Annotated in this window: 12 protein-coding genes; 7 read left to right on the forward strand and 5 right to left on the reverse strand. The window is 59.4% G+C overall.

Annotated elements, in window-relative coordinates; translation table 11 throughout:
* Positions 1-16 precede the first annotated feature (16 nt).
* Positions 17-2,524, reverse strand: a complete 2,508-nt coding sequence (gene hrpB / locus FJD34_RS26675) for an ATP-dependent helicase HrpB (RefSeq protein WP_090292126.1) — start codon at positions 2,522-2,524, stop codon at positions 17-19.
* A gap of 489 nt (positions 2,525-3,013) precedes the next feature.
* Here hrpB and FJD34_RS26680 point away from each other — a divergent pair, with 489 nt between their 5' ends.
* The 5 genes from FJD34_RS26680 to FJD34_RS26700 all read left to right on the forward strand — a co-directional run bounded on the left by FJD34_RS26680 (position 3,014) and on the right by FJD34_RS26700 (position 7,486).
* Positions 3,014-3,769 carry an IclR family transcriptional regulator gene (locus FJD34_RS26680; protein WP_146552290.1) on the forward strand — a complete coding sequence of 252 codons (756 nt, stop codon included), beginning with the start codon at positions 3,014-3,016 and terminating at the stop codon, positions 3,767-3,769.
* 170 nt (positions 3,770-3,939) lie between these two features.
* A complete protein-coding gene (locus tag FJD34_RS26685) occupies positions 3,940-4,761 on the forward strand; it encodes an alpha/beta fold hydrolase (RefSeq protein ID WP_223232762.1) in 822 nt (273 codons plus the stop codon).
* 44 nt (positions 4,762-4,805) lie between these two features.
* Entirely contained in the window at positions 4,806-6,101 is a 1,296-nt protein-coding gene (locus FJD34_RS26690; protein ID WP_032861731.1) for an MFS transporter, read from the forward strand.
* Positions 6,102-6,157: 56 nt separating this feature from the next.
* Positions 6,158-6,577: a hypothetical protein gene (locus FJD34_RS26695; RefSeq protein WP_032861730.1), complete on the forward strand. Its 420-nt coding sequence runs from the start codon at positions 6,158-6,160 to the stop codon at positions 6,575-6,577.
* A 15-nt stretch (positions 6,578-6,592) separates the two neighbouring features.
* Positions 6,593-7,486: a cation diffusion facilitator family transporter gene (locus tag FJD34_RS26700; protein ID WP_032861729.1), complete on the forward strand. Its 894-nt coding sequence runs from the start codon at positions 6,593-6,595 to the stop codon at positions 7,484-7,486.
* On the opposite strand, the gene FJD34_RS26705 is transcribed toward FJD34_RS26700, so the two are convergent.
* On the reverse strand, positions 7,483-8,520 hold the full coding sequence (locus FJD34_RS26705; RefSeq protein ID WP_032861727.1) for a DUF6515 family protein: 1,038 nt from the start codon (positions 8,518-8,520) through the stop codon (positions 7,483-7,485). The genes FJD34_RS26700 and FJD34_RS26705 overlap by 4 nt on opposite strands.
* Before the next feature lie 417 nt (positions 8,521-8,937).
* Here FJD34_RS26705 and FJD34_RS26710 point away from each other — a divergent pair, with 417 nt between their 5' ends.
* Together FJD34_RS26710 and FJD34_RS26715 are read left to right on the forward strand one after the other, a co-directional pair.
* A complete protein-coding gene (locus FJD34_RS26710; RefSeq protein WP_003176264.1) occupies positions 8,938-9,417 on the forward strand; it encodes an Lrp/AsnC family transcriptional regulator in 480 nt (159 codons plus the stop codon).
* A 228-nt stretch (positions 9,418-9,645) separates the two neighbouring features.
* On the forward strand, positions 9,646-9,855 hold the full coding sequence (locus FJD34_RS26715; protein ID WP_032861950.1) for a DUF2788 domain-containing protein: 210 nt from the start codon (positions 9,646-9,648) through the stop codon (positions 9,853-9,855).
* On the opposite strand, the gene FJD34_RS26720 is transcribed toward FJD34_RS26715, so the two are convergent.
* The 3 genes from FJD34_RS26720 to FJD34_RS26730 all read right to left on the reverse strand — a co-directional run bounded on the left by FJD34_RS26720 (position 9,850) and on the right by FJD34_RS26730 (position 13,806).
* Positions 9,850-10,485 carry a pseudouridine synthase gene (locus FJD34_RS26720; protein WP_032861726.1) on the reverse strand — a complete coding sequence of 212 codons (636 nt, stop codon included), beginning with the start codon at positions 10,483-10,485 and terminating at the stop codon, positions 9,850-9,852. The two genes, FJD34_RS26715 and FJD34_RS26720, sit on opposite strands and share 6 nt — an antisense overlap.
* Before the next feature lie 70 nt (positions 10,486-10,555).
* Positions 10,556-12,019: an AMP nucleosidase gene (amn, locus tag FJD34_RS26725; RefSeq protein ID WP_032861724.1), complete on the reverse strand. Its 1,464-nt coding sequence runs from the start codon at positions 12,017-12,019 to the stop codon at positions 10,556-10,558.
* A gap of 140 nt (positions 12,020-12,159) precedes the next feature.
* Positions 12,160-13,806: an acyl-CoA dehydrogenase family protein gene (locus FJD34_RS26730; protein ID WP_090292130.1), complete on the reverse strand. Its 1,647-nt coding sequence runs from the start codon at positions 13,804-13,806 to the stop codon at positions 12,160-12,162.
* Between the last annotated feature and the right edge of the window lies 1 nt (position 13,807).

Raw genomic sequence — 13,807 nt, forward strand, 5'->3', positions numbered from 1 at the left:
GGTGGCCTGTTCGAGGTTATTTTCGGGGTTTGATCCGCGCAGTAGCCTCAGCCACCAAAGGATCATCCGGCCAATAATGCTTGGGATACCGGCCCTTCAGATCCTTCTTCACCTCGGCGTAGGTACTGCGCCAGAAGTTCGCCAGATCCTGCGTCACCTGCACCGGCCGCCGTGCGGGCGAGAGCAGGTGCAGCTTCACCACTTGCCGCCCACCGGCGATGCGCGGGGTGTCAGCCAGGCCGAACAGCTCCTGCAAGCGCACCGCGAGGATCGGCGGTTGTTCGCTGTAGTCCAAACGCACCGAAGACCCCGACGGCACTTTCAAATGGTGCGGCGCCAACTCGTCCAGGCGTTGCGGCAACGGCCAGGGCAGCAGGTTATGCAGGAAACTCGATAGATCCAGGTTGGCAAAATGGCTCAAGCGCGAGACCTTGCCCAGGTACGGCATCAACCAGTGTTCAAGGCTGGCGAGCAAGGCGCTGTCGCTGACATCCGGCCATTCACTGACCTGGCCGGCGTCCAGTTGGCGCAACAGCATGACGCGGGCCTGCCACTGGCGCAGCTCCGCAGTCCAGGGCAGCAATTCCAGGCCTTTGCGCCGCACCAGATTGACCAGCGCCTGGCTGCGAGCAGACTCGTCGAGACCGGTCAACGGCTCGCGACTGAGCACCAATTCACCGACCTTGCGCTGGCGTTCGGCACGCAACACGCCTTCGCGCTCGTCCCAATCCAGTTGGTCAAGACAGCGCACCTGTTCGGCCAATACCGAATCGAACAACGCCGGATCAAAGTCTGCAGCCAGGTAGATCCGCTCTTCACGCTGCCCCTGACGGCTGCCCAGGTCGGCGATGACCAGCCACGCTTGCTTCATCAGGCTGTCGGCTTCGGCAAACAGCGCCGCACGGCCATTGGCCAGGCGATATTCGGCACCCCCGGCACGACGCTGCTGGGCCACCCGATCCGGGTAAGCCAGCGCCAGTAACGCCCCAAGCCAACGCGGGTGATCGGGATCGGCGACGGGCTGTTCGGCCTTGCCTCGTAGATAGCCGCGATATTGGCGGGCCAACTGCCTGGACCGCTGCACGCCACCCTGGGTGCCACGGGCCCGCTCCTCGCCGGACAACAACGCCAGGCGACTGTGCAAATCCGCACCGGCACCCCGCAGGATATCGCGCTCACCCAGTAGCGCGGCGACATCACACGCCATGTTCGCCAACCCCAGATCCTGACCACGCAACAACAAGTGTGCGATACGCGGGTGCGCCGGCAGGCTGGCCATTTTCTGCCCGTGGGGGGTCAAGGTCGCGTCCTTTAATGCGCCCAGTCGCTCCAGCAAGTCCTGGGCCTGGGCATAGGCGGCCGTGGGCGGTACATCGAGCCATACCAGTTGTGTCGGCGTCACACCCCAGCGCGCCAGTTGCAGCGCGAGGCCGGCCAGGTCCGCCGAAAGAATTTCCGCGCTGCCATAGGCCGCCAGCCCTTCATGCTGGTCCTCGGACCACAAGCGATAGCACACGCCCGGCTCCAACCGCCCTGCCCGACCCGCGCGTTGCGTGGCACTGGCGCGGGAAATGCGCTGGGTATCAAGGCGGGTCATGCCGCTACCGGGGTCAAAGCGCGGGACCCGCGCCAGCCCGGCGTCAATCACCACCCGCACGCCATTGATGGTCAGGCTGGTCTCGGCGATGTTGGTGGCCAGCACCACCTTGCGCTTGCCGGCGGGTGCCGGGTCAATGGCCGCCCGCTGGGCCGTCAGGTCGAGTTCGCCATGCAACGGGCAGAGCAGTACATCGCTGCGCTCAGCCAAGGCGTCCGCCAACTGTTGATTGACCCGGCGAATTTCTGCCTGACCGGGTAGAAATACCAGCACGCTGCCGGTTTCGTCGTGCAGGGCTTCAAGGATGGTCTGCACCAACCGTGGCTCGATAAATTCACCGGGCTGGAACGGTCGCCCCCAGCGCATCTGCACCGGGTACATGCGTCCTTCACTGCGCAGGATCGGTGCGTCGTCGAGCAGACCCGACAGGCGTTCGCCTTCAAGGGTGGCGGACATCAGGAGGATTTTCAGCGGTTGCTCGTCGCGAAACAGCTCACGGCCATTGAGGCTCAGGGCCAGCGCCAGGTCGGCGTCGAGGCTGCGCTCGTGGAACTCGTCGAAGATCAACAGGCCTACGCCATCCAGCGCCGGGTCATCCTGCAGGCGACGGGTGAGGATGCCTTCGGTGACCACTTCGATACGGGTGTTGGGGCCGACCTTGCTGTCCAGGCGGATCCGATAGCCAACGGTCTCCCCAACCTTTTCCCCCAGCTCGCTGGCCAGTCGCTCGGCGGCGGCGCGGGCCGCTAGCCGACGAGGTTCAAGCATCAGGATGGTTTGCCCAGCCAGCCAGGTTTCATTCAACAGCGCCAACGGAACCCGTGTGGTTTTACCGGCACCGGGCGGTGCTTCAAGCACGGCTTCATGGCGCGTCGCCAAGGCTTCACGCAAGGCGGGTAAAACATCATCGATTGGCAACGAATTCATACTGGCTCCAAGGCAGAGCGGCGAGTATAACGGCGAACTGCTGGATATCGATGATCTCAGAGGCGATGCCATCTCCCTATGGAATGCGCTCCCACACTTAGACCTTCATATGATGGCTGCGGAGCTTGATCCGTCCGGTGACTTCAGCCACCAACGGATCATCCGCCAGTAGTCTTTTGGGAGAGATAAACAGGCATATAGAGAGTAGAAGCTCTTTAATACCCTGAAATATTTCATTGCCATTCAGTGCCAAGCTGCTAACTGGCGCTACAGCCAACACTAAGTGTTGCTAATAAAGGAACAAGCAACACACCCCTTTATTAGTAATAAACCACGCCCCTCCAACAAATTCTTTACCCACCCCAACTAACACCAAAAAATCAACATACGAATAGACCTACAAGCAATTGCTTGACAAGCTTTTATAGGAAGGAACAAAGTTGCAAACCTAATAAAGAAACAGTGTTCCAAATAGAGGAACAAAAGATCATGCCGCTGAAAACACTAGATATTTCCTTGGAGCTTTTAGGGTATTTCACTGCTCACCACCCTAGTTGGGGTGTACGGGAGATGAGCCAACAGACAGGGCTGTCTCCGTCTGCTGTCCAACGGATCATGTCGACCCTTGCGAAAAAGGGGTTCCTTCGACAGCAACCTGAAACACGACGATATGAATTGGGTGTCCGTTTCTGGGAGCTCGGAGTTCTGTACCGGGATCGCTTACAGCTTTGCGACGCCCCGGCGACATGGCTCCAGGAAGTAGCCCTGGGCCAAGGCGAGACCGTCTACCTGAACTTCCTCGAAAACCGCACCGCCGTATGCGTGCAGGTTGCCAAGAGTAGCGAACATGTCCAATTGAACATCAATCCGGGCGAACGAACGCCGTTGCACCTGGGGTCACGGGGAAAAGCAATGCTAGCGTTCCTGCCTCGCGATCAACAAATGGCCATTCTGGAAGATGTATTCGCTCCAGAGTCTGGCGCCGACCGTGAAACACGCAAAACGGCCCTCCAGGAGGATTTGAAAAATGTTCAATCATCGGGGTTTTCCATAAGCCGAAGTGAAAGGCTCTCTGATGTTGTTGGACTGAGCTTCCCTATCTTGGATATTCGAAACCTTGTCATCGGTTCGGTGACCATTGGAGGCCCGAACTCCAGAATGACTGACAGCAAGTTAAATACATGCCTTCCTGTCATCAAGCAACTTTCCAACAAGCTTCAAGACCACTTCCGGAATTTCTTATGATAATTACGGCTAAAGAAACCTCAAACCCAGTGAGCATTAATTCCATTGGCTCTTACTTTGTAGGCGGGCATCATGTCGACTATTGCGACAATCCCATGGAAGAGTACGTATTGGCCCCAAACGGAGTGCCAGTCAAGATCAACCCCAATGGTACGGCTTGTGTTGGGCAGATGTATGTACAGTTTGTCATAAATGCGTCAGCTCAAGACCGCCCCCCCATAGTCTTTTGTCATGGTGGGTCTATGACCGGCGCAGTATGGGAATCAACCCCTGATGGGCGCCCTGGTTGGTTGAACGACTTTCTGAAACGGGGCTGGTCTGTTTTTAATATTGATGCGGTAGAACGGGGAAGGTCTGGCTGGGCACCACGAGAAGATGAGTTTTCGGAACCGGCATTACTGCGGACTCACCAGGATACGTTCACACAATTCCGGATAGGTAAACGTGTCAGTGACCTCTGCGCCAGCAGCTTACAGAGGGCTGCATACCCGCACTGCCAGTTCCCGCTCCATGCGTTTAAAACGTTCATGAAGCAGATTGTTCCTCGCTGGGCAGCTACCGACGAGCTTACCCTGAACGCTTACGTTCAAATGCTCAAGGAGCTGGAACAACCGGTCGTATTGATCGCTCATTCGCAGGGTGGCCATTTTGCTATTCGTGCAGCTGAATTAGTACCACACAAAGTTGCAGCCATTGTGGCGATAGAGCCCTCTCAGGCCGGTACGAAAGAAGGCATTGAAAAACGCCTGCTAAAAGAGACTCCGATCCTCACGGTATACGGGGATCACTTGCCCCTGGATGCACGATGGCCGGCCATCAGAGCGCGAACTGACGCCTATTTCCACGCCCTGGCTTCTGCTGGAGGACGTGTTGACGCATTGGACTTGCCCGAACAAGGGATATATGGAAATTCTCATTTACCAATGCTTGAGAAAAACAATCTGACCATATCCGGATTAATCGACAACTGGCTCGTCGACCGACTTTTATAAAAAACCACCCGACTTCGGGCCTGACTGCTTGGGATGAAATCAATATGACACAAGCACAGCAAGATATTGAACGCGGGGTAATGAACAAGGTCGCGTGGCGAATCCTTCCATTCGTTACACTGGGATATTTCCTTGCCTCACTTGATCGGGTCAACATTGCATTTGCCGCATTGCAGATGAAATCAGATATTGCCTTGAGCGATGCCGCGTTTGGCTTTGGCGCAGGCCTGTTCTTTATTGCTTACTGCATTTTTGCGGTACCTGCAAACATGCTTCTTGAACGCTTTGGTCCTGTTCGCTGGCTAGCATTGACCATGGTTTCCTGGGGTCTCGTCAGCAGTTGCATGGCCGCGGTTTCTGGGCCGTACTCATTCTATATTCTCCGGTTTTTACTGGGTGTCACTGAAGCGGGCTTCTTTCCCGGTGTCATCTACTACCTCACCCTGTGGTTTCCGAGCGGTCATCGCAGCCGGGCGGTGGCGATCCTGATGATTGCCTTGCCGCTATCGAGCGTCTTGGGCTCGCCTTTGTCGGCAATGCTATTGTTGCTCGACGGCTGGTTTGGAATGCGTGGCTGGCACTGGCTTTTCATCATTGAAGGCTCCCCAGCCATTTTCTTGGGCATTGCAGCCTTGTGGGTTCTCCCTCATAGCGTAAGTAGAGCCTCGTTTTTGACTGAGGGAGATAAAACCTGGCTGTCCGGCCAAGTTGAAAAAGTTCCAACCGAAAAAACTCGTGCCTCTTTTTCTGATATTTGGAAGCTTTTCTGCAACAAGTATGTTTTGGCACTTACTCTAATCTATATTGGCGGGACATCTGTCACGAACGGCCTCTCGTTGTGGCAGCCGCAGATCATCAGTACTTTCAACCTCACCACCATGCAAATTGGCTTTCTTAATTCTATTCCTTTCGCGTTTGCAAGTGTCGCCATGTACTTTTGGAGTAGCCACTCCGATAAGACAGGGGAGCGAGTCATGCACTTGGCAATCCCTCTAGCAGTAGGCGCAGTTGCATTGACCAGTATCATATTTGTCAATGCGCTCATCCCGACCATTATCATTTTATGCATTGCAATCAGTGCCGCCTCAATGATCAAAGGGCCATTCTGGGCGCTCGCCACCGAGATGATTCCTGCTCGTAATACCGCGATGGCGATTGCCCTTATCAATGCGCTGAACAACCTTGGAGTATTTGCCGGGACTTATCTAATAGGCATCATCAAAGGGCATACCGGCAGCTTCACCTATGCATTGATTCCGTACCTGGCTATCTCTGTCGTCGCTTGCTCGCTTACCCTATGGCTGGGCCATCGCAGGCAAGCCAGCCCACGCATTAGATAAGAGGCACCCGGTAGATATGTTTTATAGTCACGCCATAAAGTGTTCAGGAGAGTCCCATGCGTATTGCTTCCCGTGTCATCGGCGGTGTTCTGGCCGTCACCTTGTTGAGCCAACTGACCGCCTGCGGTTCGATTTTCTATCCTGACCGCCGTGGCCAGATCGACGGCAAGATCGACCCGACGATTGCCGTACTCGATGCGCTCGGCCTGCTGTTCTATGTCATCCCCGGCCTGATCGCCTTTGGTGTGGACTTCGCCACCGGCGCCATCTATTTCGAACCCGGCAAGACCGCCCAGGTCGCGCCAGAAAAACTGCAACAAGCCATCGGCGCCGACGGCAAGGTGGATAACACCAAGCTGCAAACCATCATCGAGCACGAAACCGGCCGCAGCCTGCCGCTGGACGACCCGCGCCTGATCCAGTTCAAGGGCAGCGTGCAACAACTCGCGATGCTGGGCCTGCAACCGGCTGCGTAAGGACTTGATCGCCCCATGACCACCAGCACCGAACACGCCCGGCTATTGCGCCTGGCCACCCGCGCCTCGGTCGGCGTGGCCAGCATCCTGATTATCGGTAAAGCCGTCGCCTGGTGGTTCAGCGGCTCGGTGAGCATGCTCGCCGGGTTGACCGACTCGCTGCTCGACGGCGTGACGTCGTTGCTCAACCTGCTGGCGGTGCATTACGCCCTGCGCCCGGCCGATGACGACCACCGTTATGGGCATGGCAAGGCGGAGTCCCTGGCGGGCATGGCCCAGGCGCTGTTTATCGCCGGCAGTGCGGTGCTGATCGCCTTCCAGGCGTACCAACGCTTGCAGCACCCCGAGCCTGTGGGCGCACCCTGGCTGAGCATTGCGGTGATTGTGCTGTCGCTGGCGCTGACCGTGGCGCTGCTGATCCTGCAACATCGGGTGATTCGCGAAACCGGCTCGAACGCGGTGCGTGCCGACTCGCTGCACTACCGCTCGGACCTGCTGCTCAATGGCAGCATCCTCCTGGCGCTGGTGCTGGCGGCCTTTGGCTTGCATCAGGTCGATGCCTGGTTCGGGCTTGGGATCGCCGCCTACATCCTGTGGAGCGCGATCCAGATCGCCCGGGAAAGTTTTGCCGTGCTGATGGACGAGGAACTGCCGGCCGAGGTCAGCCAGCATATGCTGGAACTGGCCCGTGGCGTGCCCGGCGTGTTGGGCGCCCATGACTTGCGCACACGGGTTTCCGGCAATCACTGGTTTGTGCAGTTGCACCTGGAATTACCGGGGGAGTTGAGCCTGTTGGTGGCCCATGGCATCAGCGACCAGGCCGCCGATGCCATCCAGAAAGCCTACCCGCGGGCTGAGGTGCTGGTGCACGCCGATCCGCAGGAAGTGGTTACCGGCAACAAGGCCTAGTAGGTCACCTGATAGCCACGGCTGCCCAGGCAGTTGCCCTGGGCCTGGCGGTAGGTTTGCACCACCGCCGGCGCGGGGGCGTAGGTGACTGTCTGAGGATCGAAGCCACTCTGCTGTACCGCCCAGCGATAGCAGTCATAACCGTCCTGCTGCACTTGGGCGGGTGATTGGCCGTTGACGGGATAGGCGACCACGTCATAACCATTGCCCTGGGGCGCCGGCTGTGGCGGCAGACTGGCGACTGGCGGTTGCACCACCACGTACTGCTGGGTGCTGGTCTCATAGCTGTAATAGGCGCCGGCGGCGAGGAAAAACAGCGCGCTGCCCACCCACACTTCCCGCGCATAGTCCGGCAGGTAATGCACACGAATCCCATAGGGAGGTGTGACCACTACATAGCGCGGGCCCTGGGGCCGATACCAATAACCCCCGGAGAAGAAATAATCCTGGCCACGATAGGGCACGCGGTAATTGCGATCGGGGAAACGCTCCACCGTGTACCCGGGCCGATATTGTGGGCCCGGGCCCCAGCCATTGCCGTGCCCGTCGGGGCGACCCGGCCAGCGGTTGTCATTGGGGTGGCCGTTGTAGCCAGGACGCGAACCGGGGCCGCCGGCTTCCCAGCGCGGGTTGCCATCGTTGCGCCGGGGAATGTCACGGTAGTTACCCTGGCGCGGCTCCTGGGTCTGGTTCACGGAATCGGGGCGGGCCTGGATCGGCAGATTGCTCCCGGCCTGGGGCGCCGGGCGCGAAGGTTCATTGCCTTGGGGGCGAGCTTGCCACTGGCCATTTTGACCGCTCTGGCCATTGCGCTCGAAATGCTGATTCTGTGGACGTGGCTGAGTATTTTCCGCTCGCGGCGGGTTATTCGCCGGGCGCCCACCGCCTTCGGGGCCACGCTCTCGCTGCCCGCCACCACCGCCCTGCGGGCCTTGCCCCTGGCGGGGTGAGTTGTCTCGCTCGTCAGCCATCACCTGCGTACCCAAGGTGACCATCAACACACCTACACCTGCCAAACGCCAGATGCGCTTCATGCTATTCCTCACTGCGGATTAGGGCCTATGCATGAGACTGGAAAAGCCGGGCCCGGTTCTGCCACAGGTTATCAGCCAGCCGAACATTTTTCGTCGGCAAAAGAAAAGGGGTAGCCCGTCGGCCACCCCTTGAGAACTTCGTCCTGGCTCAACGCTTATGACGTTGGCTCACCTCACGCCGTCTTGTGGACAGTGTGCAGCCCGGGGGCCGGCACAACCCGGTGGGGTTGGCGGGCCGCAGCCGGCCTGATTCGGCGGGCTGCAGTGGACTGTATGTCCGGGCAGTGATTCTGTTGGTAATCATAGGCGTGAAGCCCCGATAGATGATTGCGAAGATTGCGTCAACAAACAGTGCTTGCGCAATTTTTAACCCTGGATAGATAATTCGCAGCAATAGTTACGATAAAGGCCATCTCAATGAGCAAACTTGACCGATACGACCTGAGTATTTTGGCGGAATTACAGCGCGACGCGAGGATCTCCAACCAGGAGCTGGCCGAGCGCATCGGCCTGTCGCCTTCGCCCTGCTCACGCCGGGTCAAGCAATTGGAGGACGACGGCTACATCTCACGCCAGGTCGCCCTGCTCGACCGCAAGATGCTCGGCCTGAGCCTCACGGCCTACGTGCTGATCGGCATGGACCGACACACACCCGAGCGTTTCGAGAACTTCGAAGCGGCCATCCGCACCTTGCCGCAGGTGCTGGAATGCAGCCTGGTCACCGGGATGGATGCCGACTATCAGTTGAAGGTGGTGGTGCCGGATATGGATCACTATCAAAAACTGCTGCTGGGCCACCTGACCCGGATTGAAGGGGTGACCAGCGTGCGCTCAAGTTTTGTGCTCAACCAGGTGCTTAACAGCACGGAGTTGCCGTTGACTCACCTGCGGACCTAAGACTCACCACCAACCCCATGTGGGAGCTGGCTTGCCTGCGATAGCGGTGCGTCAGTCAATGCATTCGGCGACGGGCACACCGCTATCGCGAGCAAGCCCGCTCCCACATTTGGATTGTGTTTCAACCGCTGGATCTGTGTGCGACGTACCGACGCAGGTCAACTTTGAGCGTGCCTCGCTGCCTTATACTTCGCGCCTGCCTTTGTCGGAAACTGCCCAATGAATTCGATTGACCCCGTGCTGTTTGAAGAGTGGATGATGACCGGCCTGGTCACCATCCTGATCATTTTCATGGGCTTTATCGTCTGGGACCTGGCGAAGAAATCCAAGGCCGGGCGCTTTGGCTCGATGATTCTGTTCTTCGTGCTGGGCCTGGGCGTGGCCGCGTTCATCATCAAGAGCGTGGTGATCGGCCTGATCGAATCCGGGGCTTTATAAACGCGCCGGTACTTCGCGGTACTGGCCTTGGCCCAGGCCTTCAATCGACCAATCGCCGATTTTTACCCGCACCAGGCGCAAGGTCGGCAAGCCCACGGCGGCGGTCATGCGCCGTACCTGGCGGTTGCGTCCCTCGCGAATCACCAGTTCCAGCCAATAGGTCGGCAGGTTTTTACGAAACCGCACCGGCGGGTTGCGCGGCCATAGTTCTGGCTCATCCAGTCGCCGGGCTTCAGCCGGCAACGTCATACCGTCATTTAATTCAACGCCAGTGCGCAGGCGTTGCAGATGCTCCTCGGTGGGCTCGCCTTCCACTTGCACCCAATAGGTTTTCGCCAGCTTGTGCTTGGGGTCGGCAATCCGCGCCTGCAACTGGCCATCATTGGTCAGCAGCAACAGGCCCTCACTGTCCCGATCCAGGCGCCCGGCCGGATAGATCCCCGGAATGTCGATGAAATCCTTGAGAGTCGCGCGCCCGCCTTCATCACTGAACTGAGTCAGCACGTCGAAGGGTTTGTTGAACAGGATCAACTTCGGCTCGGCCGGCGGCGCCTTGGCAACACGGCGAGCAGCGGCATGGGGAGGTTTCACGCCAGGGCGGCGCGAGTCGGGACGGGCAGGACGGGACATGGCAACGAAACATCTAACGGTCAGGACCGACCATGCTAGTGGCCTGACCGTTAAATAACCACCCCGCTATTTAGCGGAACGGCGGCTCGTCAAAGCTGCGCAGTTTGCGCGAATGCAACGAGTTGAGCTCGGTGCGCAACAAGTCCACCGCCTCGATACCGATCTTCAAGTGTTGGCTGACAGCACGCTCATAGAACGCGTTGGCCGAACCTGGCAACTTGATCTCACTGTGCAGCGGTTTGTCCGAGACGCACAACAACGTGCCGTAAGGCACTCGCAAACGGTAGCCTTGGGCTGCGATGGTGCCGCTTTCCATATCCACCGCTACGGCACGGGACAGGTTGATCAACGGGCGTTCCTGGGCCCAACGCAGCTCCCAGTTGCGGTCGTCGTAGGTCAACACGGTGCCGGTGCGCAGGCGCTTTTTCAGCTCTTCGCCCTTCTCGCCGGTGACATTGGCCGCCGCTTGCTGCAACGCCATCTGTACTTCGGCCAGGGCCGGGATCGGGATGTTCGGCGGTACCACGCGGTCGAGAATCCCGTCGCGACGCATATACGCGTGGGCCAGCACATAGTCGCCGATGGTCTGGGATTGGCGCAGGCCGCCGCAGTGACCAATCATCAGCCAACAATGTGGACGCAATACTGCCAGGTGGTCGGTGATGTTCTTGGCGTTGGACGGGCCGACACCGATGTTGACCAGGGTTACGCCGTGGCCGTCGCTGGCCTGCAAGTGGTAGGCCGGCATCTGGTAACGGTGCCAGACCACGCCGGCGGCAATGGCAGACGCTTCGCCATGGTCCATGTTCTTGTCGATGATCACGTTACCCGGCAACACCATGCGGATAAAGCGTGGGTCACTGCGCAACTGTTCCAGGCCATGGACGATGAACTGGTCGACATAGCGGTGGTAGTTGGTCAGCAGAATCCACGGCTGCACATGGCGCCAGTCGCTGCCGGTGTAGTGCACCAGGCGGCGCAGGGAGAAATCCACGCGGGCCGCATCGAACAGCGCCAGGGGCAGTGGATCGGTGTTTTCCCAATCATAAAGGCCGTCGGCAATGCCATCGGTGGCAGCGGACAGATCGGTACTCGGGAACACCCGCGCCAGGGTCGCTGCGGTCACGCCGGAGCCAGCCAACTCGTCGCCCTGCTCCACCACGTACGGGTAAGGGATGTTCTGCTGGCTGACGCCCACTTCTACCGTCACGGTGAAGTCGTGCATCAGCGGCACCAGTTGCTCCAGCAGGTATTTGCGGAACGCTGCCGGGTGGGTGACGGTGACGCTGTAGGTGCCCGGCAACTGGACCTTGGCATAGGCCCGAGTGGTCTGTGGGACTTCGCCATGGCAGTGGTAGGTCAGGCGCAGTTCCGGGTAGCGAAACAGTGCACGTTGTGCGGCGTCGGGTTCGACGCGATCCTTGAGGTATTGCTTGAGGGCCTGATTGAGCGCGCTGGTGGCCCGCTCATGCAGAGCCGCCAGCCGGTCCACGGCTTCTTCGGCGGTTTGAACGACAACAAAAGCTTCGGTCACGGTAGGCTTCCTGTTTTCTTACGTGCAGGAGGCCATCTTGCCTGCATCGCTGCCAGACGCAAACTCTGAATTGGCATGCCCACCCATGATGAATGCAATCCCTGTAGGAGCTGGCAAGCCAGCTCCTACAGGGATTGCGTTTAGGAAGGGGTTGAGCGGGCGACGATGGCCTGCACATCCACCCCCCGTGGCAAGGTGCCGTACACCCGCCCTGATGACTCACCCAAGCGGCTGGCCATAAACCCATCGCTGACACTGGCATTGCCCGCCTCCAGCAACAACTTGGCCTGCAACGCCACGGCGATATCTTCGGTCAGTTGCCGCGCCCGGTACTGGATGTCCTGGGTGTCCATAAACGCCGATTTCAATTGCTCGATATGCCGCGCCAGGCGTTTATCGCCATGCCCATCGCCCAATTCGACAAACAATGTCTCCAGCACCCCAGGCTCTTTCGACAAGGCCCGCAGCACGTCCAGGCATTGCACGTTGCCAGAACCTTCCCACGTCGAGTTGACCGGCGCCTCACGGTACAGGCGCGGCAGGATGCTGTCTTCGACATACCCGGCGCCGCCCATGCATTCGGCGGCTTCGTTGATCATTGCCGGCGCGCGCTTGCAGATCCAATACTTGCCCACTGCCGTCACCAGCCGTGCGAACTTGGCTTCCTGCTCATCGCCCAGATGGTCCAGCGCCCGGCCCATGCGCAGGCTCAAGGCCAGGGCCGCCTCGCTCTCCAGGGCGAGATCGGCCAGCACGTTTTGCATCAAGGGTTGTTCACTGAGCACGCGGCCACCGACCGTACGATGGGCACAATGATGGCTGGCCTGGGTCAGCGCCTGGCGCATCAAGGCGCTGGAACCGACCATGCAATCGAAACGGGTCATGGCGACCATCTCGATGATAGTCGGCACACCTCGGCCTTCTTCGCCGATCATCCAGGCCAGGGCGCCACGGAACTCGACTTCGCTGGAGGCGTTGGAACAGTTGCCGAGTTTGTTTTTCAGGCGCTGGATATAGAACTGGTTACGCGTGTCGTCCGGGCGGTGCCGGGGCAGCAGGAAACAGGTCAGGCCCTTGTCAGTCTGGGCCAGGGTCAGGAAGGCGTCGCACATCGGCGCCGAGCAGAACCACTTGTGCCCCACCAGTTCATAGGGCTGGCCAGGGCCACCGGCACCCACGGGGTAAGCGCGGGTGGTGTTGGTACGCACATCGGTACCGCCCTGCTTCTCGGTCATGGCCATGCCGATGGTTGCACCGGCCTTATGGGCAATGCCGACGTTGCGGGGGTCATATTCGGTGTTGAGGATTTTCGCCAGCCAGGTGTCAGCCAGATCCGGCTGCAGGCGCAGGGCCGGCACGCAGGCGAAGGTCATGGTCAGCGGGCAACCGGTGCCGGCTTCCGCCTGGCTGTGCAGGTAGGTCATGGCGGCGCGGGCGACATGGGCGCCAGCCTGGGGATGGGCCCAGGGCAATGACGGCAAGCCATGTTCAACGGCCGTGCGCATCAGTTCGTGATAGGCCGGGTGGAACTCCACCAGGTCAATCCGGTGGCCATAACGATCATGGCTGTTGAACACCGGCTTGTTCTGATTCGCCAGGAACCCCGCCGCCATCAGCGGCCCACCTGCCAGGGCGCCGTAGGCATCAATCCGCGCCTCGGCCCAGCCCGCGCCAAAGCGCCGCGACCACTCCTGCAAGGGCAGGTCGAGGCGATACAGGTTGGCGCCATCCAATGACGGCGGCTGGTTGGTAACGTCGTGGGTTTCGGCGAACGGGTGCAGATTCATG

Source organism: Pseudomonas brenneri (assembly GCF_007858285.1).
Lineage (GTDB): Bacteria > Pseudomonadota > Gammaproteobacteria > Pseudomonadales > Pseudomonadaceae > Aquipseudomonas > Aquipseudomonas brenneri.